At 65.6% G+C, this 21,065-nt stretch carries 19 protein-coding genes; 12 read left to right on the top strand and 7 right to left on the bottom strand.

Features of this window, described 5'->3' with window-relative positions; all coding sequences use genetic code 11:
- Positions 1-11: 11 nt before the first annotated feature.
- Positions 12-989: a GMP reductase gene (locus tag ACZYSP_RS09365; RefSeq protein WP_093075435.1), complete on the bottom strand. Its 978-nt coding sequence runs from the start codon at positions 987-989 to the stop codon at positions 12-14.
- A 206-nt stretch (positions 990-1,195) separates the two neighbouring features.
- On the opposite strand from ACZYSP_RS09365, the gene ACZYSP_RS09360 reads away from it, so the two are divergent.
- On the top strand, positions 1,196-3,616 hold the full coding sequence (locus ACZYSP_RS09360; protein WP_489013914.1) for a UvrD-helicase domain-containing protein: 2,421 nt from the start codon (positions 1,196-1,198) through the stop codon (positions 3,614-3,616).
- Positions 3,617-3,646: 30 nt separating this feature from the next.
- On the opposite strand, the gene ACZYSP_RS09355 is transcribed toward ACZYSP_RS09360, so the two are convergent.
- Genes ACZYSP_RS09355 through ACZYSP_RS09345 form a run of 3 tightly spaced genes read right to left on the bottom strand, consistent with a single transcriptional unit; the run spans position 3,647 to position 5,978 of the window.
- Positions 3,647-4,483, bottom strand: coding sequence for a BPSS1780 family membrane protein (locus ACZYSP_RS09355; protein ID WP_093172013.1), 837 nt, complete (start codon positions 4,481-4,483; stop codon positions 3,647-3,649).
- A gap of 9 nt (positions 4,484-4,492) precedes the next feature.
- Positions 4,493-5,551: a homoserine kinase gene (locus ACZYSP_RS09350; RefSeq protein ID WP_489013911.1), complete on the bottom strand. Its 1,059-nt coding sequence runs from the start codon at positions 5,549-5,551 to the stop codon at positions 4,493-4,495.
- A 55-nt stretch (positions 5,552-5,606) separates the two neighbouring features.
- On the bottom strand, positions 5,607-5,978 hold the full coding sequence (locus tag ACZYSP_RS09345; RefSeq protein WP_093049875.1) for a hypothetical protein: 372 nt from the start codon (positions 5,976-5,978) through the stop codon (positions 5,607-5,609).
- Positions 5,979-6,075: 97 nt separating this feature from the next.
- On the opposite strand from ACZYSP_RS09345, the gene polA reads away from it, so the two are divergent.
- The 3 genes from polA to ACZYSP_RS09330 are packed head-to-tail and all read left to right on the top strand — an operon-like array spanning position 6,076 to position 11,144.
- Positions 6,076-8,892 carry a DNA polymerase I gene (gene polA, locus ACZYSP_RS09340; RefSeq protein WP_093172009.1) on the top strand — a complete coding sequence of 939 codons (2,817 nt, stop codon included), beginning with the start codon at positions 6,076-6,078 and terminating at the stop codon, positions 8,890-8,892.
- A gap of 43 nt (positions 8,893-8,935) precedes the next feature.
- Positions 8,936-10,228: a M20/M25/M40 family metallo-hydrolase gene (locus tag ACZYSP_RS09335; protein WP_093075423.1), complete on the top strand. Its 1,293-nt coding sequence runs from the start codon at positions 8,936-8,938 to the stop codon at positions 10,226-10,228.
- A gap of 13 nt (positions 10,229-10,241) precedes the next feature.
- A complete protein-coding gene (locus tag ACZYSP_RS09330) occupies positions 10,242-11,144 on the top strand; it encodes a LysR family transcriptional regulator (RefSeq protein WP_093049884.1) in 903 nt (300 codons plus the stop codon).
- Here the strand turns inward: ACZYSP_RS09330 and ACZYSP_RS09325 are convergent.
- Positions 11,141-11,743 (bottom strand): FMN-dependent NADH-azoreductase, encoded by a 603-nt coding sequence (locus ACZYSP_RS09325; RefSeq protein ID WP_489013908.1) that lies wholly within the window; start codon positions 11,741-11,743, stop codon positions 11,141-11,143. The genes ACZYSP_RS09330 and ACZYSP_RS09325 overlap by 4 nt on opposite strands.
- 88 nt (positions 11,744-11,831) lie before the next feature.
- Between ACZYSP_RS09325 and pdxR the strand changes: the two genes are divergently transcribed.
- The 3 genes from pdxR to ACZYSP_RS09310 all read left to right on the top strand — a co-directional run bounded on the left by pdxR (position 11,832) and on the right by ACZYSP_RS09310 (position 14,151).
- Positions 11,832-13,253, top strand: coding sequence for a MocR-like pyridoxine biosynthesis transcription factor PdxR (pdxR, locus tag ACZYSP_RS09320; protein ID WP_489013906.1), 1,422 nt, complete (start codon positions 11,832-11,834; stop codon positions 13,251-13,253).
- Between the two features lie 107 nt (positions 13,254-13,360).
- On the top strand, positions 13,361-13,825 hold the full coding sequence (locus tag ACZYSP_RS09315; protein ID WP_258350582.1) for a carboxymuconolactone decarboxylase family protein: 465 nt from the start codon (positions 13,361-13,363) through the stop codon (positions 13,823-13,825).
- Positions 13,826-13,830: 5 nt separating this feature from the next.
- The gene (locus tag ACZYSP_RS09310; RefSeq protein ID WP_489013904.1) at positions 13,831-14,151 is read left to right on the top strand and encodes a DMT family transporter; all 321 of its coding nucleotides are present in this window, start codon (positions 13,831-13,833) and stop codon (positions 14,149-14,151) included.
- A gap of 18 nt (positions 14,152-14,169) precedes the next feature.
- Here the strand turns inward: ACZYSP_RS09310 and ACZYSP_RS09305 are convergent, their stop codons facing one another.
- Positions 14,170-15,381 (bottom strand): D-amino acid dehydrogenase, encoded by a 1,212-nt coding sequence (locus tag ACZYSP_RS09305; RefSeq protein ID WP_489013902.1) that lies wholly within the window; start codon positions 15,379-15,381, stop codon positions 14,170-14,172.
- Positions 15,382-15,568: 187 nt separating this feature from the next.
- Here ACZYSP_RS09305 and ACZYSP_RS09300 point away from each other — a divergent pair, with 187 nt between their 5' ends.
- The 5 genes from ACZYSP_RS09300 to ACZYSP_RS09280 all read left to right on the top strand — a co-directional run bounded on the left by ACZYSP_RS09300 (position 15,569) and on the right by ACZYSP_RS09280 (position 19,585).
- On the top strand, positions 15,569-16,459 hold the full coding sequence (locus ACZYSP_RS09300) for a transporter substrate-binding domain-containing protein (protein WP_093075407.1): 891 nt from the start codon (positions 15,569-15,571) through the stop codon (positions 16,457-16,459).
- Positions 16,460-16,490: 31 nt separating this feature from the next.
- Positions 16,491-17,231 carry an aspartate/glutamate racemase family protein gene (locus ACZYSP_RS09295; RefSeq protein WP_093049902.1) on the top strand — a complete coding sequence of 247 codons (741 nt, stop codon included), beginning with the start codon at positions 16,491-16,493 and terminating at the stop codon, positions 17,229-17,231.
- A gap of 103 nt (positions 17,232-17,334) precedes the next feature.
- On the top strand, positions 17,335-18,231 hold the full coding sequence (locus ACZYSP_RS09290; RefSeq protein ID WP_093075402.1) for a dienelactone hydrolase family protein: 897 nt from the start codon (positions 17,335-17,337) through the stop codon (positions 18,229-18,231).
- 121 nt (positions 18,232-18,352) lie between these two features.
- A complete protein-coding gene (locus tag ACZYSP_RS09285) occupies positions 18,353-19,243 on the top strand; it encodes a ZIP family metal transporter (RefSeq protein WP_097199726.1) in 891 nt (296 codons plus the stop codon).
- Positions 19,244-19,372: 129 nt separating this feature from the next.
- Positions 19,373-19,585 (top strand): hypothetical protein, encoded by a 213-nt coding sequence (locus tag ACZYSP_RS09280; protein ID WP_093049911.1) that lies wholly within the window; start codon positions 19,373-19,375, stop codon positions 19,583-19,585.
- 15 nt (positions 19,586-19,600) lie between these two features.
- Here ACZYSP_RS09280 and ACZYSP_RS09275 read toward each other — a convergent pair whose 3' ends face one another.
- Positions 19,601-21,058, bottom strand: a complete 1,458-nt coding sequence (locus tag ACZYSP_RS09275; RefSeq protein WP_489013899.1) for an N-acyl-D-amino-acid deacylase family protein — start codon at positions 21,056-21,058, stop codon at positions 19,601-19,603.
- Positions 21,059-21,065: the final 7 nt, after the last annotated feature.

The following is a 21,065-nucleotide window of genomic DNA, read 5'->3' as shown; positions in this document are numbered from 1 at the left end:
GGGGCGGGGGCTTACATCAGCAGGTGCTCGCCCGCGTTGTCGCCACCCAGCGTGACGTAGTTGACCTTGCGGATGTCCATCAGCGCGCGGCCGCCCGCGTAGCTGATCGAGCTCTGCACGTCCTGCTCCATTTCGACCAGCGTTTCGGCCAGCTTGCCCTTGATGGGTTCGAGGATGCGCTTGCCCTCGACGTGCTTGTACTCGCCCTTGTTGAAGTCGCTGGCGGAGCCGTAGTACTCCTTGAACAGCACGCCGTCGACCTCGACCGTCTTGCCCGGCGACTCCTCGTGCCCCGCGAACAGCGAGCCGATCATCACCATCGACGCGCCGAAGCGCACGCTCTTGGCAATGTCTCCGTGGTCGCGGATGCCGCCGTCGGCAATGATCGGCTTGGTCGCCACGCGCGCGCACCACTTGAGCGCCGACAGCTGCCAGCCGCCGGTGCCGAAGCCGGTCTTGAGCTTGGTGATGCAGACCTTGCCCGGGCCGATGCCGACCTTGGTCGCATCAGCTCCCCAGTTCTCGAGGTCGATCACCGCTTCGGGCGTGCCGACATTGCCGGCAATCACGAAGGTCTTGGGCAGCTTTTCCTTCAGGTAGCCGATCATGTTCTTCACACTGTCGGCGTGGCCGTGTGCGATGTCGATCGTGACGTACTCGGGCACGAGGCCCTGTGCCACGAGTTGGTCGACGGTGTCGTAGTCGGCCTTCTTCACACCCAACGAGATGGAAGCGAACACGCCCTTGCCCTGCATCTCCTTGACGAACTTGACGTTGTCGAGGTCGAAGCGGTGCATCACGTAGAAGTAGCCGTTCTGCGCCAGCCACAGGCAGATCGACTCGTCGACCACCGTCTTCATGTTGGCGGGCACCACCGGCAGGCGGAAGCTGCGCTCGCCCAGCGTGACGCTGGTGTCGCACTCGGAACGGCTCTCCACGCGGCACTTGCGCGGGAGCAGAAGGATGTTGTCGTAATCGAAAATTTGCATGACCAGGCTCCTGAAAGGAATCGTTGAAAGAAACGAATGAGCGCTTGGTCCGGCCGGCTTTCGCGGTGCGTTCTGCAAGGAAAACGCCCACAAAAAACCGGGCGCAAGAAACTTGGGCCCGGTGATTGATTTTACGCGGTCTCGCAAAGGCAGGTCTTCCGGTTCTTCATATAACCCGCATACGCCGTGGTTTCTACAATCGCATGATGTTGTTTAACGATCCTGCGGCTGACGCCCACCCCCCAGCGCTGCCGCTGCTCCAGAACCTGAACGCGGAGCAACTCGCCGCGGTCACGCTGCCAGAGGGCAACGCGCTGATCCTGGCCGGCGCCGGTTCCGGCAAGACGCGCGTGCTCACCACCCGCATCGCCTGGCTGCTGCAGACGGGCCAGGTCTCCGCCGGCGGCATCCTCGCCGTGACCTTCACCAACAAGGCCGCGAAAGAAATGATGACGCGGCTGACGGCGATGCTGCCCGTCAACGTGCGCGGCATGTGGATCGGCACCTTCCACGGCCTGTGCAACCGCCTGCTGCGCGCGCACTGGAAGCTGGCCAACCTGCCGTCGACCTTCCAGATCCTCGACACGCAAGACCAGCTCTCGGCCATCAAGCGCCTGATGAAGCAGTTCAACGTCGACGACGAGCGCTTCCCTGCCAAGCAGACGCAGTGGTTCATCGCCGGTGCCAAGGAAGACGGCCTGCGCCCCGGCGACGTAGAAGTGCGCAGCGACGACGACCGCAAGAAGGTAGAGCTCTATCGCCTCTACGAAGAACAATGCCAGCGCGAAGGCGTGGTCGACTTCGGCGAGCTCATGCTGCGCAGCTACGAACTGCTGCGCGACAACGACCCGGTGCGCGAGCACTACCAGCGGCGCTTCCGCCACATCCTGATCGACGAGTTCCAGGACACCAACCGCCTGCAGTACGCGTGGATCAAGATGCTCACCGGCAACACCGTCGCGGGCCAGTTCACACCGAGCGAGAACAGCAGCGTGATCGCCGTGGGCGACGACGACCAGAGCATCTACGCCTTCCGCGGCGCGCGCGTGGGCAACATGACCGACTTCGTGCGCGAGTTCGACGTGCGCCACCAGATCAAGCTGGAGCAGAACTACCGCAGCTACAGCAACATCCTCGACTCGGCCAACGAGCTCATCAGCCACAACAAGAAGCGCCTGGGCAAGAACCTGCGCACCGACCAGGGCCCGGGCGAGCCGGTGCGCGTGTACGAGTCGCCCACCGACCTCGCCGAAGCCCAGTGGATGGTCGAGGAAATGCGCCAGCTCGCGCGCGACGGCTACGAGCGCAAGGAAATGGCCGTGCTCTACCGTAGCAACGCGCAGAGCCGGGTGATCGAAACGGCGCTCTTCAATGCCTCGGTGCCGTACCGCGTGTACGGTGGCCTGCGCTTCTTCGAGCGCGCCGAAATCAAGCACGCGCTGGCCTATCTGCGCCTGCTGGAGAACAAGGACGACGACACCAGCTTCCTGCGCGTCGTCAACTTCCCGCCGCGCGGCATTGGCGCACGCACGCTCGAAACCCTGCAGGACGCGGCGCGCGCGGCCGGGCGCTCGCTGCACGATGCGGTGAGCGTCGTCGGCGGCAAGGCCGGCGCCAACCTCACGGGTTTCGTTGCCAAGATCGACGTGCTGCGCGAGCAGACCCAAGGCGTGAGCCTGCGCGAGATCATCGAGCTGGTGCTCGACCACAGCGGCCTCGTCGAGCACTACAAGGCCGACCGGGAAGGCGTCGACCGCCTCGAGAACTTGGACGAACTCGTGAACGCGGCCGAGAGCTTCGTCACGCAGGAAGGCTTCGGCCGCGACGCCGTGGCGCTGCCGGTCGACGAGCTGCGCCAGTCGCCCGCGAGCCAGGGCATCGACCCGAGCCGTCCGGTGCTCGACGAGCCGCTCGCGCCCGACGCCGAGACCGGCGAAACGCTGAGCCCGCTGGCCGCTTTCCTCACGCACGCCGCGCTCGAATCGGGCGACAACCAGGCGCAGGCCGGGCAGGACGCGGTGCAACTGATGACCGTGCACGCCGCCAAGGGCCTGGAGTTCGACTGCGTATTCATCACCGGCATGGAAGAGGGCCTGTTCCCGCACGAGAACTCGATGAGCGATTTCGAGAGCCTCGAGGAAGAACGCCGCCTGATGTACGTGGCGATCACGCGCGCCCGCAAGCGCCTGTACCTGAGCCATTCGCAGACGCGCATGCTGCACGGCCAGACGCGCTACAACGTCAAGAGTCGCTTCTTCGACGAGTTGCCCGAAGGCGCGCTGAAGTGGCTCACGCCCAAGAACCAGGGCTTCACTCCATCGGCCTTCGGCTATGGCGGAGGCTACGCGAGCACGCGCGGCGGTGGAGGCGGCTACAGCGGTGGTGGCTATGGAGGCGGCGGCAGCAGCCGCGACAAGGACACCTTCGCCAGCCCACCCGTGCCGCCGCAGAAGACAGCGCCTTCACACGGCCTGCGCTCGGGCATGCAGGTGTTCCACAACAAGTTCGGCGAAGGCACGGTGACCGCGCTCGAAGGTACGGGCGACGACGCACGCGCACAGGTCAAGTTCGCGCGGCATGGCGTGAAGTGGCTGGCGTTGTCGGTGGCCAAGCTCACGCCGATCTGAGCTTTGCGGCGCCGCTTGCAGCGGCGGCGCTCAGTCCGGATTGAAAGTGTCGCGGAAGGTGAACCAGTTCGACGCCTGCGCCATGGCGGCGAGCGTCAGCACCGTGCCGACCATCAGGATGTTGCCGATGGCCATTGCGCCGGTGTCCGAGCCCAGAGAGCCCACGCCGATCACGATGGTGCCAACCAGCGCCGCCGCCAGCAGGCCAAGCACCAGCACGCCGCACCACGCGAGCCAGTACAGCGCATAGGCGCCGAAATTTCGGAACATCGCCACCAGGCTGAAGAAAATGCTCTTCACCGGCTCCACCCGGTGCCAATGAACCAGCGCGGGGGCATGCCACATCGCCGCGACCAGCGGCAGCGCGAGGCACATCTGAAGCAGATTCGCCATCTGGAAGCGGCTGCTTTCCAGCACTTCCTTGGTCGGGGTTTCGCCTAGCAGGTAGCTGCGCATGAACTGGCCGCCATCGACCAGTGCCGTCAGGAACACGGTCAGGAAGCAATACACCGCCGAGATCACGCCAAGTACAGCCAGAGCGCGCCATTCCGTTCGCATGGCACGGGCCACCGACAGGAACATGAGCGCGCCGGTCGGCTTCTTCACGCCACCCGCTTCCCCAGGAAGATCGGTGTTGGTCGCCGAGGCGTCGGCCACCGACGCCGCGACCATGAAGCCCAGCGTGGAGAACGGCAGCAGCACGAACGGAATGAATCTGCCGATCAGCGGCAGCTGCGAAATGCTCGTGATCAGCGCCATGAACATCAGGAACAGCGAGACAAAGGCCAGCGGCTGCCGCCAGAAGTTCTTGAGTCCGAGGCGGACCCATTCGACGCCGGTTCGCGCCGGCACGAGGTTGAGTTTCATGTGTAGAGGTCAGGCAGCCAGCAGCGGCTCGAGGGCCTGTGCCATGGCGTGCGGGTGGGTGGCGCGGTCGCGCAGCACGCGTTCGAAGTGCGTGGGGTCATGGGGCTTGAGCATGCTCGCCTCGCGCGGCAGATGGAAGTCCCAGAGCCGGGAAATCCAGAAGCGCAGCGCCGCGGCGCGCAGCATCGCGGGCAGCAGGGCGCGCTCGGCGGCGTTCAGCTTTCGCACGGTTTCGTAGGCCGACAGCAGCGCATCGGCGCGTTCGGCATCGTGCCGGCCGGTCGGCAGGTCGATGGCCCAGTCGTTCAGGCACACGGCCAGATCGAACAGCCAGGTGTCGGTGCCGGCGAAGTAGAAGTCGAACACGCCGGTCAGGCGCGGTGCGGCGCCGGCGTCGCCACCGGTCGCGAACATCACGTTGTCGCGGAACATGTCGGCATGCACCGGGCCGCGCGGCAGGGCCGTATAGGCCGAAGACTCGGCGACGTGGTTCTGGTAGGCCAGTTCGGCACGAAGCAGGGCGGCTTGCGATTCCTCGATGTACGGCAGCACCACCGGCACCGTCTCGTTCCACCAGTGCAGGCCGCGCAGGTTCGGCTGGATGCGGGGGTAGTCGCGCCCCGCGAGGTGCATGCGTGCCAGCATCGCGCCCAGTTCGGCGCAATGTGCCGTGCCGGGGGCCAGTTCGCTGTGGCCCGAGAGCTTCTGCACCACCGCAGCAGGCTTGCCGGCCACGATGTGCAACAGGTCGCACGCGGCTTCGGCGGGCACGGGGGGCTGGTTCTTCCTGGGCTTCTCGGCGGCGGCGGGCTCGGCTGCCGCCACGGGCGCGGGAACAGGCAGGCCGGCAGCCGCCAGGTGCTTCATCAGACAAAGGTAGTACGGGAGCTGCTCGGCACTCAGGCGCTCGAACAGCGTCAACACGAACTCGCCGGACTCGGTGGTCGCGAAGTAGTTGGTGTTCTCGATGCCGCCCTCGATGCCGCGCAGTTCGCGCAGCGGGCCCAGGCCCAGGCGTTGGACGAGCGCGTCTGCCTCGCCGAAACTGACTTCGGTGAAAACTGCCATCGCGGTACTCAGCGCCGCGTTGCCGCTGCAAAAACTAGGACGAAAGAACGCACGGTCAGAACTTCATCACGTTCCAGACGCGGGGGCCGTTGGCGCCCGTTTCGGACGAACCCTGGCGTCCCGTGTACGCGTCGGCGGGCAGCACTTCGTAGCCCGGCACGTTGGCCTTGGGCGTGACGTTGATGCTCTGCGTGCGGCCGCCGTAGCGGACTTCGTCGACCGAGGCACCGCTGTCCTCGGTATGGATGTTCTCGACCTTCTGGTTGCGTCGGCCTTCGGCTTTGTCCTGCTCCTGATTTGGTAGCGATGCGGCCGGGGCCGCCGCGGGGGCGGCTGCGGGCTGCTGCGCCTGTACGGCGGCAAAGGGGGCTGCGAAAGCCAGCGCCAGCAGGATGCGGCGGGCGACCAGGAGTGTGGAGCTAGGCATGCCTTGATTGTAGGCTCGCCCCCGGTTCCGGGGCGTCGGTTGACACCTCGTGCCGTCGTGGCTTCGGACGCCGTCGCGGGCACGGCAAAATGGCCCGATGACCGACAAGAAAACGCTGCTGCTCGTCGATGGCTCGAGCTATCTCTACCGCGCCTTCCACGCGATGCCCGATCTGCGGGCCGTGCCCGGCGATCCCAAGAGCCCGGCGACCGGCGCCATCCGGGGAATGATCAACATGATGACTGCGCTGCGGCGCGAGGTGCGCGCCGACTACGCAGCCTGCATCTTCGACGCTCCCGGCAAGACCTTCCGCGACGACTGGTACCCCGAGTACAAGGCCAACCGCTCGCCGATGCCTGACGACCTGCGCAGCCAGATCGACCCCATCCACGAAGTGGTGAAGCTGCTCGGCTGGCCCGTGCTCAGCGTGCCCGACGTGGAAGCCGACGACGTCATCGGCACGCTCGCAAAGGTCGCCGCCGCTCAGGGCGTCGAGGTGATCGTGTCCAGCGGCGACAAGGACCTGAGCCAGCTGGTCGACGAGCACATCACCATCATCGACACGATGAACGGCAAGAAGCGCGACGTGGCGGGTGTGACGTCCGAGTTCGGCGTACCGCCGAACCTGATGATCGACTACCAGACGCTGGTCGGCGACACGGTCGACAACGTGCCAGGCGTCCCGAAGGTCGGCCCCAAGACTGCCGCCAAATGGCTGCTCGAATATGGCTCGCTCGATGCATTGATCGAACGCGCCGCCGAAGTGAAGGGCGCCGCGGGCGAGAACCTGCGCCAGGCCATCGACAAGCTGCCGCTGAGCAAACGCCTCGTCACCATTCGCACCGACTGCGACCTCGACGGCCACGTTACCGGCCTGCCGTCGCTCGAAGGGCTGCCCGTCGGCGCGCCGCAGACGGCCGAACTGAAACCCTTCTACGAAAAGTTCGGCTTCAAGAGCCTGGTCAAGTCGCTCGAAGCGCAGGAAGTGCCGCCCGAGCTGATCGAAGAGAGCATCAAGAAGAAGGCTGCCTCCAAGGCCGACAGCGACCAGGGCGGCCTGTTCGACGAGCCCTCCGAGCTCGAAGCGCAGGAGGCCGCCGCGCCCGCGAGCAATCTCAAGTACGACACGATCACGAACTGGGCGCAGTTCGACGCCTGGCTCGCAAAGCTCGAAGCTGCCGACCTCGCAGCCATCGACACCGAGACCACCTCGCTCGACGAGATGGTCGCGCAGATCGTCGGCGTGAGCTTCAGCGTCACGCCCGGCGAAGCGGCCTACATCCCGCTCACGCACAACTACCCCGATGCGCCCGAGCAGTTGCCCATCGACGAGGTGCTCGCGAAGCTCAAGCCCTGGCTGGAGAACGGTGCCAAGAAAAAGCTCGGCCAGCACATCAAGTACGACCGCCATGTGTTCGCCAACCATGGCATCGAGGTGCAGGGCTACGCGCACGACACCATGCTGCAGAGCTACGTGCTCGAAGTGCACAAGCCACACGGTCTTTCCAGCCTGGCCGAGCGCCATCTGGGACGCAGCGGCATCTCGTACGAAGACCTGTGCGGCAAGGGCGCGCACCAGATCCCGTTCAGCCAGGTCGACATCGCCAAGGCGGCGGAGTATTCGTGCGAGGACAGCGACCAGACGCTCGACGTGCACAACACGCTGTGGCCGCGCCTCGAAGCCGACGAAAAACTGCGCTTCATCTACCAGCTCGAAATGGATTCGAGCGAGGCGCTCTACCGCGTCGAGCGCAACGGCGTGCTGATCGACGCCCCTACGCTTGCCACGCAAAGCCATGAGCTCGGCAAGCGCATCATGGAGCTGGAGCAGGAGGCCTACGACATCGCCGGCCAGCCCTTCAACCTCGGTTCGCCCAAGCAGATCGGCGAAATCTTCTTCACCAAGCTGGGCCTGCCCGTGGTCAAGAAAACGCCGAGCGGTGCACCCAGCACCGACGAAGAGGTGCTCGAGAAACTGGCCGAAGACTATCCGCTGCCGGCCAAGATCCTCGAACACCGCGGCCTGTCGAAGCTCAAGGGCACCTACACCGACAAGCTCGGCCAGCTCGCCAACCCGCGCACCGGCCGCGTGCACACGCACTATGCGCAGGCCGTGGCCGTCACGGGCCGCCTCAGCAGCAACGACCCCAACCTGCAGAACATTCCGATCCGAACGCCCGAAGGCCGCCGCGTGCGCGAGGCCTTCGTGGCACCGGCGGGCAGCGTGATTGCCAGTGCCGACTACTCGCAGATCGAACTGCGCATCATGGCCCACATTAGCGGCGACGAATCGCTGCTGCGTGCGTTCACCGAAGGCATCGACGTGCACCGCGCGACGGCCGCCGAGGTGTTCGGCTCCACGCCCGACCAGGTGTCGAGCGAGCAGCGCCGCTATGCCAAGGTCATCAACTTCGGCCTGATCTACGGCATGAGCAGCTTCGGCCTTGCGCGCAACCTCGGCATCGAGACCAAGGCCGCGGCCTCGTACATCGAGCGCTACTTTGCGCGCTACCCGGGCGTGAAGGCCTACATGGACGAGACCAAGGCGCTCGCCAAGGAGCAGGGCTACGTCGAGACCGTGTTCGGCCGCCGCCTCTATCTGCCCGAGATCAATTCGCCCAACGGCCCGCGACGCGGCGGCGCCGAGCGCGCGGCCATCAACGCGCCGATGCAGGGCACGGCCGCCGACCTGATCAAGCTCAGCATGGTCAAGGTACAGAACGTGCTTGACGAGGAGAAGCGCGGCACCCGGATGATCATGCAGGTGCACGACGAACTGGTGTTCGAAGTGCCCGAGGCCGAGATCGAATGGGTGCGCACCGAAATCCCTCGTCTCATGGCCGGCGTGGCCGCGCTGAAAGTGCCGCTGCTGGCCGAGATCGGTGTCGGTCCCAATTGGGACAAGGCGCATTGATAAATAAAAAGACGAGACAACCAACCGAGAAGAACGCACGAACATGACTCAATTTCCGCACCGCAAACTTCTGCTCGCCGCTGTCTGCGCGGCCTGCTTCGGCACCGCCTTCGCCGCACCCGACGCGCAAGTCGCTTCGCTCGCCGCCAAGGAAAAGCCCGCGCTGCTCGACACGCTGAAGGAGCTGGTCTCCATCGAGTCGGGCAGCCGCGACCTCGACGGACTCGAGAAAATCTCCGACCTCATCGCCGCGAAGTTCAAGGCGCTGGGCGGCCAGGTCGAGCTGATCGACCCGAGCGCCGAGGCCTACCGCATGGAAGACACGCCCGAGAAAATGGGCCGCGTGGTGCGCGCCACCTTCAAGGGCACGGGCAAGAAGAAGATCTTGCTGATCGCGCACATGGACACGGTCTACACCGTAGGCATGCTCAACAAGCAGCCGTTCCGCATCGACGGCGACAAGGCCTACGGCCTGGGCATTGCCGACGACAAGCAGGGCGTGGCCGTCATCACGCACATCGTGTCGATGCTGCAGGCAATGAAGTTCAAGGAATACGGCACGCTCACCGTGCTGATCAACGGCGACGAGGAAATCAGCTCGCCCGGCGCACGCGCGCTCATCACGCGCATGGGCAGCGAGCACGATGCGGTGCTGTCCTTCGAAGGCGCCTACGTCAAGGAAGACAAGCTCTCGCTCGCCACGGCGGGCATTGCATCGGTCACGCTGCATGTCACGGGCAAGGCCTCGCATGCGGGATCGGCGCCCGAGCTGGGCGTGAACGCGCTGTACGAGCTTTCGCACCAGATCCTGCAGATGCGCGACCTGTCCGACCCGGCCACCGGCCTGAAGATGAACTGGACCATCTCCAAGTCGGGCAGCAACCGCAACGTGATTCCGGCCAGCGCCACCGCGGGCGCCGACGTGCGCGTGCTGAAGGTCAGCGACTACGACCGCATCGAGCAGCAGGTGAACGAGCGCGTGAAGAAACAGCTGATTCCCGAGGCCAAGGTCGAGATGAACTTCGAGCGCCGCCGTCCGCCGCTGGAAGCCACCGACGCTTCGCGCGCCATGGCCCGCCACGCGCAGCAGATCTACAAGGACGAGCTCGGCCTGCCGCTGGGCGCTGACGACAAGGCCGCCGGCGGCGGTACCGACGCGGCCTTCGCGGCACTGAAGACCAAGGCGCCCGTCATCGAACGCTTCGGCCTGCAGGGCTTCGGCGCGCACTCGGCCGATGCCGAGTACGTGCTGGTCAACTCCATCGAACCGCGGCTGTACCTCGGCACCCGCATGGTCATGGACATCGCACGAGGCAAGACCGCTTCGGGCAACTGACCCGCCGTTCGCGATGCGCCTTCGCCACATCGAGGTCTTCAACGCGATCATGCTCACTGGAAGCGTGAGCGCGGCGGCGCGGCTCATCAACATCACGCAGCCGGCGGTGAGCCGCACGCTGCAGCATGCCGAGCTGCAGCTGGGCTTTCCGCTGTTCCAGCGCGCCAAGGGCCGGCTCACACCGACCACAGAAGCGCTCACGCTGTATCCGCACATCGAGCGGCTGTTCGCGCAGCTCGACGAGGTGCAGCGGCTTGCTTCCAACCTGCGCACCGCGGGCGACACGGGCGAGCTGCGCATCCTCAGCGTGCTGGCGTTGAGCTACGACATCCTGCCGCGCGCGCTCAAGGCCTTTCGCGAAAAGCATCCGGGCTATGCAATTACCGTCGAGTCGCTGCACTCGCCGCAGATCATGTCGGCGCTGCTGCTGCAGGAAGCCGACGTGGGCTTTGCCTTCAGCCCCGCGGTGCATCCCTCGCTCACGCAGGAGACGCTGGCCGACAGCCGCATGGTGTGCATTGCGCCCAAGGGCATGCTGCCGCGCGCGCTGGTGCGCAACGGTTCGGTGGCGCTGCACGATCTCGTCAACCGTCCGGTGATCGGCCTCGACAGCCGCGACCCCGTCGGCACCAGCCTGAGCCAGGCCTGCCGGCAGGCGGGCGTGGGCTTCCAGCAGGCGGTGGTCACGGTGCAGACCTATCACGCGGCACTGGCCATGGCGCACCACGGCATCGGCGTGGCGCTGGTCGACGGTTGCACGGCGCGATCGGCGGACCGCGCGAAGGTCGAGGTGCTGACGTTGGAGCCGCACATTCCGGTGCCGATTCGCGCGCTGCGTTTTGCGGCGCGGCCCGATTCGGTGGCGGTGCGCGGCATCACGCGCTGCATGCAGCAGGCGATCCAAGAGGCGCTCTAAGAGAAATACGCCTGCAGCGCCAGGTCGGTCGTGGCCCTGGCGTGCGCGACGACATCCGGGCCGAGGCCCGTGCCCTGGATTGAGAAGAAGTTCAGGTCCTTCAGCCCGATGGTGCCCAGGATGGTCGTCAGGTACGGCGTCAGGAAATCCGGCTGCCGTGCATGTTCCCCGGAAAATCTCCCGCCCGAAGCCACGGCGATGAAGACCGGGCGGTCGCGCAGCGTGCCCACCTTGCCCGCGGCGCCCACATTGAACGTACGGCGTGCTCGAACGACATGATCGATCCAGGCCTTCAGCGCAGAGGGCACGCTCAGGTTGTGCATGGGCGTTCCGATGACCACGACGTCCGAGTTCTCCAGTTCCCGGATCAATTCTTCGGATGCGGAAATCGAACCTTCCTGATTTATTTCTGCCGTGGACGAATGCTGGGCGAGCGCGTAATTCGCGTCGATATGCCTCAGGGCGCCGCCGCCAATTTCTCGTTTGACCAATACGGCATCGGGCGACTTCTTCAGCAGAAGATCGACGATTTTTCGGGAAAGCCTGAAGCTCTCGGAGGCTTGCCCGCGGGAGCTGCAATTGACGTGCAGGATTTTCATGATTGATATGGCCGCAAGGGAGAAGCGTCAATCCTAGAATTTGCATGGCCTACACTCCAGAGCCAAGAATGGAGCTAGTGATTGATCCATGATCGCCAAGAAGACCAGCCCCGTATCGCCCCTGGACCCCGCAGCGGCCGAGCCCTACTACAGGCAGATCTACGAGCGGTTTCGCAATGCCATCTCCAGCGGATTGCTCAAGCCCGGCGACCGGATACCCGCCGCCCGCGCACTGGCCAAGGAATTGGGCCTGGCAAGAGGAACGATCGAAGCCGCGTACTCCTTGCTGGTCGCCGAGGGATACATCCAGGCACGTGGCCAGGCCGGGACCATCGTGGCGCCGGGCCTCAAGCCGCAAACGCCCGTGGCAATTCCGGAGCCTCCGCTCGACAAGAGAATTTCTTCGATCGGTTTCCGGCCGGATTCGATTCTTCCGTTTCAAATGGGGCTGCCCGCCCTCGACGAATTCCCCCGAAAGATATGGGCCCGCCTGGGTGCGCGCTGCGTGCGTGCCATGCAGCCATCCGACATGGCGCATCCCTCCATCTACGGGCTGCCAAAGCTGCGTGCCGAAATCGCCGCGTATCTGCAGGTGTCGCGTGGCATCAACTGCGCTGCATCGCAGGTGTTCGTGACCTCGGGATACCGCCACACCATCGAGCTGATCGGCCTCGCCTTGCTGAAGGCGGGAGACCGCGTCTGGCTCGAAGACCCGGGCTACCCGCCCACGCGGGAGCTGCTCGCGCACATGCAAATCGCGGCTGTCCCGGTGCATGTAGACCAGGAGGGCATGGTCGTTTCCGAGGGCATCAAGTCGGCGCCGCGCGCGTGTGCAGCCGTGGTTACGCCGGCGCACCAGAGCCCGCTGGGCGTTTCCCTGTCCTTGCCCCGGCGCCAGGCGCTGCTCGACTGGGCCGGACGGCACAACGCGTGGATCGTCGAGGACGACTACGACGGCGAATACCGCTATGTCAGCCGCCCTTTGCCTGCGCTGAAGAGCCTGGACCGCGACGGACGCGTGCTCTATGCGGGCACCTTCAGCAAGGTGCTTTTCCCGAGCATCCGGCTGGCCTATCTCGTCGTGCCGGAGTCGCAGGTCGAGCGCTTCGAGCAGATCATCCAGACCTTCGCCGGGGGCAGCCCCGAACTGACGCAAGCCATCGTCACCGCCTTCATCACGGAGGGGCACTTCGCGCGGCATATCCAGCGGATGCGCAGGCTCTATGCCGAGCGTCGCGAGGCGACCAGCGCGGGCTTGCAGAGCGTGCTCGGGCAGCACGTGCGAATCGACGCGCAACCCGGTGGCATGCATCTCATCTTGCGGTTGCAAGGCCGGCAATCGGATCGCGAGCTCGTGGCGCGCATGCGGGAAGAGGGCCTGTACGCGGAGGCATTGTCAGACTGGACGAAGGAGGGCCAGGGCGCTTCGGCCCTGCTCGTCAACTTCACGAACATCGATTCCCGGCGCACCGCCGAGAAGCTCGGAAAGCGCATCCTGAGCCTGATGTGATCTGGAAGATCATGGCCCAGTATCGAATGCCATTCATGGATCTTCTGGGCTAGACCAAGATTCGACACCATGGAGTCCTTTCCAACCAGCACACACAAGGACTCTTCATGAGCAATCGCATCGACTACGCAAAGATTTCGCCCGAGGTCTACAAGGCTTTCGGAGGGGTGTACATGGCCGTCCAGAAAAGCGGCCTGCCCAAGCAACTGGTCGATCTCGTCTACCTACGGGTTTCGCAGATCAACGGCTGCGCCTATTGCATCGACATGCATTCGCGCGACCTGCTCAAGTCCGGCCTGGCGGTCGACAAGCTCGTGCTGGTTCCGGTGTGGCACGACGCGGGCGAAGTCTTCAGCCGCCGCGAACAGGTCGCGCTCGCCTGGGCAGAAACCGTGACGCGCGTCGCTGAAACCGGCGTTCCCGATGCGGACTACGAAGCCGCTGCCGCCGAGTTCAGCGACAAGGAACTGGCCGACCTCACCTACGCGATCGGCCTGATGAACGCCTTCAACCGCTTCGGCATCACGTTCCGCTCGACGCCCGCTGCCACTGCCGCCGCTGCCAAGGCCTGAACGCCATGGCATGGGCATTACTCGGCGTTGCCGGCGTTCTTGAAATCGTCTTCGCCTTTGCGATGAAGTCGTCCGAGGGTTTCACGCGGCTGGTGCCCGCGCTCTTCACGGTCGCTGCCGGCCTGTCGAGCGTGGTGCTTCTCTCGCTCTCGCTGCGGACATTGCCGATGGGGACGGGCTACGCGGTGTGGACCGGCATCGGCGCCGCGGGCACCGCGATCGTGGGCATGGTGGTGCTGGGCGATTCGGCCGCGCCGATGCGGCTGTTGTGCATTGCGCTCATCCTGGCCGGCTTGATCGGGCTCAAGCTGGTCACCACCAGCTGAGAAGGAAGCAGATTGCGCTCAGGCCTGCAAGGCCTGCCCGATCTTTAGCGCCGAGCCGAAGGCCAGCGTGAAGCCCAGTGCGCCGTGGCCCGTGTTGAACAGCATGTTCGACGGCGCGCTCTCCAGACGGCCGATGATCGGCAATCCTTTCGGCGTGGCGGGCCGCATGCCTGTCCACGGGTGCAGTTCCTCGAGCCGGCTTGCATGCGGGAAGAGGGCACGCGTCGCCGTTGCCAGCGTCTCGATGCGCGTCGCAGGAATGCTTGCATCGTGCCCCACCAGCTCGGCCATGCCCGCCACGCGCAGGCGCGAGCCGATGCGCGCGAACACCACCTTGCGTGCGCTGTCGGTCACGTTCACGTGCGGCGCGGCGCCGGGTGACGGATCGACCTCCACGGTAATGCTGTAGCCCTTGAGCGGATACACCGGTAGATAGGCCCCCAGCGCACGGCCCAGCTTGTGCGAGGCAGAGCCCAGCGCCATCACGAAGGCATCGGCTTCCACGTCGCCTTCGCTGGTGTGCACGGCCGCGATGCGGTTCTCGCTGCGCGCAAAGCCATGCACGTCGGCGCCGAGCATGAAGCGCACGCCGCGCGCGCTCAATGCCCGCATGAGCTCGGTGCACACCTTGAGGCAATCGGCCGCGCATTCGCTCGGCGTGTGCACGGCGCCCGCCATCTGGCCGCGGTAGCTGGCAAGCGCGGGCTCGATGGCGATGCATTCGTCAGGCGTTACCAGGCGCTGTTCGCTACCCATGGCGCGCTGCAGTTCGAGCTGCGCGCGCGCACCTTCGAGCGAAGCCGAGCTGGCATACAGCACCAGCTTGCCGGTGGCCGAGAAATCGCAATCGGGTGCGATATCGGCGCGCATCGCCTCGAACTCTGTACGACTCGATGCGGCCAGCGCCAGCAGCTTCGCCGTCGTGTCGCGCGAAATCTGTGCGTTGCAGGCTGCGAGAAAGGCCATGCCCCAGCGCCATTGCAGCGGGTCGAGTTGCGGGCGCAGCTTGAGCGGCGATGTGGGCGACAGCAACAGCTTGGGCAACTGCTTCCAGATCGACGGGTCGGCCAGCGGCTGCACGTACGAGTAGCTGAGCTGCGCGCCATTGCCGCCGCTTGCGCCCGCGCCAGGGGCGGCGCGGTCGATCACGGTGACCTGATGGCCCTGGCGTTCGAGCTGCCAGGCGGTGGCCAGGCCCACGATGCCGGCACCGAGCACACACACATGCATGGAGGCAACTTTCCGGAGATTGAGAACTTGAGCCGTGACTGTAGGCGCGCGCGGCTCCGGCCGGAAATGCCAAAAGAACCCCCGCCCATAACCTTTGGGCATGGGCCGGCTTTCAATTGGAATTGTTGTTTTGTTTCGCTGCTTCTTAAACTGGCCGCATGTTCAGTTCAACCGAATGAAGGCTCGCATGAAACTCCCCGTCCTCATGGCTTCCATGGCCGCAACGGTGCTCTTCAGCGCCACTGGCGCGCAGGCTGCCGACACGCTGGCCAAGATCGCCGAGTCCGGCAAGATCACGCTCTCGTATCGCGAGTCGTCGGTGCCTTTCAGCTATCTCGACGGCCCCAACAAGCCGATCGGGTTCTCGGTCGAACTCTCCAACGCCGTGGTCGAGGCGGTGAAGAAAAAACTGAACAAGCCCAACCTGCAGGTCGCGCTCATGCCCGTCACCTCGCAGAACCGTATTCCGCTGATCACCAACGGCACGGTTGACCTGGAGTGCGGCTCCACCACCAACAACACCGCGCGCGGCAAGGACGTGGCCTTTGCCATCAACCACTTCTACACCGGCACGCGCTTGCTGGTGAAGAAGTCTTCGAAGATCAAGAACTACGCCGACCTCGCGAAGAAGACCGTGGCCAGCACCACCGGCACCACCAATGCATTGGTAATGCGCAAGTACAACACCGAGAAGAATCTCGGCATGGACATCGTGCTCGGCAAGGACCACGCCGATTCGTTCCTGCTGGTCGAGAGCGACCGCGCCGTGGCCTTCGCCATGGACGACATCCTGCTGTTCGGCCTGATCGCCAACGCCAAGACGCCGGCCGACTTCGAGGTGGTGGGCGATTCCCTGCAGGTCGAGCCCTATGCCTGCATGCTGCCCAAGGACGACCCGGCCTTCAAGAAGCTGGTCGACGACACCTTCGCCGGCCTGATGAAGAGCGGCGAGTTCGAGAAGCTCTACAACAAGTGGTTCATGCAGCCGATCCCGCCGAAGAACGTGCCGCTGAACCTGCCGATGAGCCCGCAGCTGAAAGAGAACCTGAAAGCTCTCAGCGACAAGCCCGCGACCTGATCCAGGCGCGACGAGAAGATAAGAAAAGGACATGGCAGTGACGCAGGTGGTCGGCATTCTTGGAGGCATGGGCCCCGCGGCGGGCGCCGACTTCGTACGGCTCTTCGTGCTGGCCTGCGCGCAGCAGATGCGTGCGCGCGGCGAGCCGGTGCGCGACCAGTCCTTTCCTGAACACTGGCTCGCGCAGGTGCCGGTGCCCGACCGTACCGACGCGCTGGCTTCGGCGGAACAGGGCGCACACCAGCCGCTGGAGCCGATGCTGCAGGCGCTGGGCCGGCTGGCCGCGCTCGGCAGCCGGGCCGTGGCCATCGCCTGCAATACCGCGCATGCATGGCACGCCAACCTGCAGGAGCGCTTTCCGCAGGTCGAACTGCTGCACATGGCGCGCGAAACCGCGCAACAGCTGGCCGGGCAGGGCACGACCAGCGTCGCGCTGATGGCTACCGAAGGCACCTACCGCGTGCGCCTCTACGAACAGGCGCTGGCCGAAGCGGGCCTGGGCTGCCACGTGCCGACGCCGGCGGAGCGCCACACCATCACGCGCGGCATCTTCGACGGCGTGAAGGCCGGCAACATGCAGCTCGCCGAGCAATGCTTTTCCGATGTGGCACTGCGGCTGGCCGAGCGCCATGGCCCCGTCACCATCATCATGGGCTGTACCGAAGTGCCGCTGGGTCTGCAGGGTTCGGCCGCGGTGGCGGGCCTCGACCTCGTCGACCCCGCGCAGGTGCTGGCCGCGGCGCTGGCCCGGCGGGCCTACCAACCCCACTGAAACCAGGGGACATAGAGGCGGGAGTCGATTTCGCCTACATTGCGGCGTGCGTTTTTTGATAGCGCAACGCCCCTTGTCCGACGATCCAACTGGAGCCCTTCCCATGCCCCTCGACGACAGCCGTTCAGACTTCGATTCGCTTCGCCCCGGCGAGAGCACCGAGCAGGGCGCCACGCGCCGCACTGCACTCAAGGCCGCCATCGGCGTGGGCTATGCCGCCGCCGTGCTGCCGGTGGCCGCGCAGACTGCCATCAGCACCTCGGCCGAAGGCCTGAAGGCCGGCCCGATCAAGTACACCGTCAACGGCTTCGATGTGCCCGCCTACGCTGCGGCACCCGCCGGAAAGACCGGCCTGCCGGTGATTCTTGTGATCCAGGAAATCTTCGGCGTGCACGAGTACATCGCCGACACCTGCCGCCGCTTCGCCCAGCTCGGCTACCTGGCCATCGCGCCGGAGCTGTATGCGCGCCAGGGTGACCCGCGCGGCTACACCGACATTCCCAAACTGCAGGCCGACATCGTCAGCAAGGTGCCCGACGCACAGGTGCTGGCCGACCTCGACGGCGCGCTGGCCTATGCCAAGGCCAACGGCGGCGACACCAGCAAGGCCGGCATCACCGGCTTCTGCTGGGGCGGGCGCATCGTGTGGCTGTATGCCGCCACCGGCAAGGTCAAGGCGGGCGTGGCGTGGTACGGCCGGCTGGTCGGGCAGCCCAGCGAACTGACGCCGAAGCACCCCATCGACATCGCCGCCAGCCTGCAGGCGCCGGTGCTTGGCCTGTACGGCGGAAAAGACCAGGGGATCCCCCTTGACACGGTTGATAAGATGAAAGCAGCTCTGGCCACTGGAACCCCGGCGGCCAAGGCGTCGAGCTTCGTCGTGTACCCCGAAGCAGGCCACGCATTCCATGCCGACTACCGCCCCAGCTATGTCAAGAGCGCGGCGGACGACGGCTGGCAACGTGCCACGGCCTGGTTCAAAGCCAATGGCGTCGCCTGAACGCGGCGCCCTGTAGCCACCCCCGCCGAAGGCCGTCGAATGACGGCCTTTTCTCTTTTTATGAACGGACAACGGCCTTGTTGAAACAGTTTCAGCGGCCGCTCCTCTTGCGCAAGCAGCTATGAATTTGATAGTCATCATCGCGGCGACCCTGGTTGCCGGTATCGGAAGCGTCTGGCTCGCGGCCCTCCTGCTGAAGGTGGGCGTGCGCAGCGGCTCGGGCGGCGTGAACCCGCAGCATCTGCTGAGCCTGGCAGCTGGCGCGCTGCTTGCCACGGCGTTCATGCATCTGCTGCCCGAAGCCTTCGAGAGCCGCATCGAGCCCGCGCTGCTGTTCGCGGTGCTGTTGTTCGGGCTGGTGTTCTTCTTCCTGCTCGACAAGGCCGAGCTGTGGCACCACGGGCACGAACATCACCATGGCGACGAGAAAGACGGGCACGAGGGGCACGACCATGACCACGGGCACTCGCATGGCCACACGCACGACCACGGCCCCCGAACCGGTGGCTGGGCCGTGCTCACAGGCGACAGCGTGCACTGCTTCGGCGACGGCATCCTGATCGCCTCGGCCTTCACCGCCGACCTGCGCCTGGGCCTGGTTGCCGCCATCGCGGTGCTGGCGCACGAAATTCCGCACCACATCGGCGACCTCGTCGTGCTGCGCCAGAGCTCCGCCAACCAGCGCGCGGCGCTGGTGAAGGTGTCGCTCGCCGGCACCATGACCGCGCTGGGCGGCATCGCGGGCTGGTGGCTGGTCGACCAGCTGCACAGCTGGCTGCCGTACTTCCTGGTGCTGGCCGGCAGCAGTTTTGTCTACGTGGCGTTGGCCGACCTGATTCCGCAGCTGCAGAAGCGCCTGCCGGCACGCCAGACCGCCGCGCAGATCCTGTGGCTGGCCGCGGGCATCGTGCTGGTCACGCTAGTGAGCCGGCTGGCGCATGGCGAGCATGGGCACGACCACGGCCACGACGACCCGGGCCACGGGGAGCACGGCCACGTGCACAAGGACTGACGGTCGGTCAGCCGGTTAGCGAATCCCGCGGGAAACTTTCCGACACCGACGCTGCGCGCCGGATGAACCGGAACGGCCGAAACAGGCGCACCATAGGGGGTCTGTCAGAAATCAGCCGAGGAACCGATCATGAACACCATCGACGCCACCGCGCGATCCGCCTCGCCCGCCGAAGACGATGAGGACGACACGCCCGCCGATGACTTCGAGGAGCAGGACAGCGACGTGTCCGACGACCTGTCGGAGGAAACGGGCATCGATCTCACCGATGCGAGCGAACTCGATGCCGACAACGTGCCGGCCGACGAAGAGTTCGACCGCGTGATGAACGCTCCGGACTGAGCCTGCTCAAGCCATTCAGGCAGTCTCGCGCCGCGTGATCACCTGTCCGTTGCGCACCCCGCAGTGCGACCCATCGCGCCAGGTCACGGCGCCATTCACGATCACCGCATCGATGCCCTCTGCCGGCTGCATCGGCGTTTCGTAGTTCGCGGTGTCGCGCACCGTCGCGGCGTTGAAGATCACCACGTCGGCATGGTGGCCCGGCTTCAGCGTGCCGCGCTCGTGCAGGCCGAAGTTGCGCGCCGTGAGCCCCGTCATCTTCCACACCGCCGTCTCCAGAGGGAACAGGCCGATGTCGCGGCTGTAGTGGCCCAGCACTCGCGGAAAGGTGCCCCACAGGCGCGGATGCGGCTTCTCGCCCAGCGGAATGCCGTCCGAGCCGATCATGGTCTCGTCGAACGCGAGGATGCGCTGCACGTCGTCCTCGTCCATCATGAAATAGATCGCGCTGCCGGGCTGCAGCCGCCTGGCCGCCTCTTCGCCTGACACGCCCCATTCGGCTGCAATGTCTTTCAGGTCGCGGCCTGCGCATTCAGGGTGCGGCACGCTCGATGCGATGAGCACGCGGCCTTCCATCATTCCGCGGTCGGTGCGGATCATGGTGGAGCCGGCCGTGTAGGGGTAGCAGTCGAGCCCGATGCACTGGTGCCGCATCGCTTCCTTGATGAAAGGCAGCGTGACTTTCGTCTTGCCGAAGTTCTGCGTGTTCTGCACCTTGTGGTGCGACACCACGACCGGAATGTCGAGCGCGCGGCCGATGTGGAAGGTTTCTTCCAGCGACTCCATCACGCGGTCGCTCTCGTCGCGCATGTGGGTCACGTACAGCGCCTTGCGCGATGTGAGCGGGCGGCCGACTTCGATGATCTCCTCGGTCGTCGCCTTCACGGCCGGCGGATAGAAAGTGCCGGTCGACAGACCGATGGCGCCGGCCTGCATCGCCTCTTCGACCAGCGCTTGCATGGCCGCGATCTCGATGTCGTTCGCGGGCCGGTCGAGGTCGGCCATGACCACGGCGCGCAAGGTCGAATGGCCCACCATCGCCGCCACGTTCACCGATGAGGGCATGGCGCGCAGCGCATCGAGGTACGTAGCGAAGGTGGTGAAGCGGCCTTCCGCCGGCGAGTCGAGCAGGCTCAGCGGCATCGGCAGGTCCATGTCGGCGCGCAGCGGTGCGGCGCTGATGCCGCAGTTGCCTGCCACCACCGTGGTCACGCCCTGCGACACCTTGAACGGCATCTGCGCCTGCGACAGCACGGCCTGGTCGTCGTGCGTGTGCGAGTCGATGAAGCCGGGCGCGACGATGCGGCCGGTGGCGTCGAGCGTCTGTTCGGCCGTGTGGCCCGCGAGCTTGCCGATGGCGGCGATGCGGCCGTTCACGATGCCGACGTCGGCGTCGAAGCGCGGCGCCTTGGTGCCGTCGATGACGGTGCCGCCGCGGATCAGCAGGTCGTAGTGGGGAGGTTTTTCGGACACGGAAAGA

Source organism: Variovorax sp. F042 (assembly GCF_057814215.1).
Note: the sequence above shows the minus strand (reverse complement) of the source record. Positions and strands in the feature narration are given on the sequence as shown.

Bases quoted from the DNA above. Each gene is read 5' to 3' on its own strand.
- ACZYSP_RS09325 (WP_489013908.1), bottom strand. From the start codon at position 11,743: ATGAAAATCCTGCACGTCAATTGCAGCTCCCGCGGGCAAGCCTCCGAG.
- ACZYSP_RS09350 (WP_489013911.1), bottom strand. From the start codon at position 5,551: ATGGCAGTTTTCACCGAAGTCAGTTTCGGCGAGGCAGACGCGCTCGTC.
- ACZYSP_RS09305 (WP_489013902.1), bottom strand. From the start codon at position 15,381: ATGCATGTGTGTGTGCTCGGTGCCGGCATCGTGGGCCTGGCCACCGCC.
- ACZYSP_RS09315 (WP_258350582.1), top strand. From the start codon at position 13,361: ATGAGCAATCGCATCGACTACGCAAAGATTTCGCCCGAGGTCTACAAG.
- ACZYSP_RS09360 (WP_489013914.1), top strand. From the start codon at position 1,196: ATGTTGTTTAACGATCCTGCGGCTGACGCCCACCCCCCAGCGCTGCCG.
- polA (WP_093172009.1), top strand. From the start codon at position 6,076: ATGACCGACAAGAAAACGCTGCTGCTCGTCGATGGCTCGAGCTATCTC.
- ACZYSP_RS09355 (WP_093172013.1), bottom strand. From the start codon at position 4,483: ATGAAACTCAACCTCGTGCCGGCGCGAACCGGCGTCGAATGGGTCCGC.
- ACZYSP_RS09345 (WP_093049875.1), bottom strand. From the start codon at position 5,978: ATGCCTAGCTCCACACTCCTGGTCGCCCGCCGCATCCTGCTGGCGCTG.
- ACZYSP_RS09290 (WP_093075402.1), top strand. From the start codon at position 17,335: ATGCCCCTCGACGACAGCCGTTCAGACTTCGATTCGCTTCGCCCCGGC.
- ACZYSP_RS09295 (WP_093049902.1), top strand. From the start codon at position 16,491: ATGGCAGTGACGCAGGTGGTCGGCATTCTTGGAGGCATGGGCCCCGCG.
- ACZYSP_RS09280 (WP_093049911.1), top strand. From the start codon at position 19,373: ATGAACACCATCGACGCCACCGCGCGATCCGCCTCGCCCGCCGAAGAC.
- pdxR (WP_489013906.1), top strand. From the start codon at position 11,832: ATGATCGCCAAGAAGACCAGCCCCGTATCGCCCCTGGACCCCGCAGCG.
- ACZYSP_RS09335 (WP_093075423.1), top strand. From the start codon at position 8,936: ATGACTCAATTTCCGCACCGCAAACTTCTGCTCGCCGCTGTCTGCGCG.
- ACZYSP_RS09330 (WP_093049884.1), top strand. From the start codon at position 10,242: ATGCGCCTTCGCCACATCGAGGTCTTCAACGCGATCATGCTCACTGGA.
- ACZYSP_RS09365 (WP_093075435.1), bottom strand. From the start codon at position 989: ATGCAAATTTTCGATTACGACAACATCCTTCTGCTCCCGCGCAAGTGC.
- ACZYSP_RS09310 (WP_489013904.1), top strand. From the start codon at position 13,831: ATGGCATGGGCATTACTCGGCGTTGCCGGCGTTCTTGAAATCGTCTTC.
- ACZYSP_RS09285 (WP_097199726.1), top strand. From the start codon at position 18,353: ATGAATTTGATAGTCATCATCGCGGCGACCCTGGTTGCCGGTATCGGA.
- ACZYSP_RS09300 (WP_093075407.1), top strand. From the start codon at position 15,569: ATGAAACTCCCCGTCCTCATGGCTTCCATGGCCGCAACGGTGCTCTTC.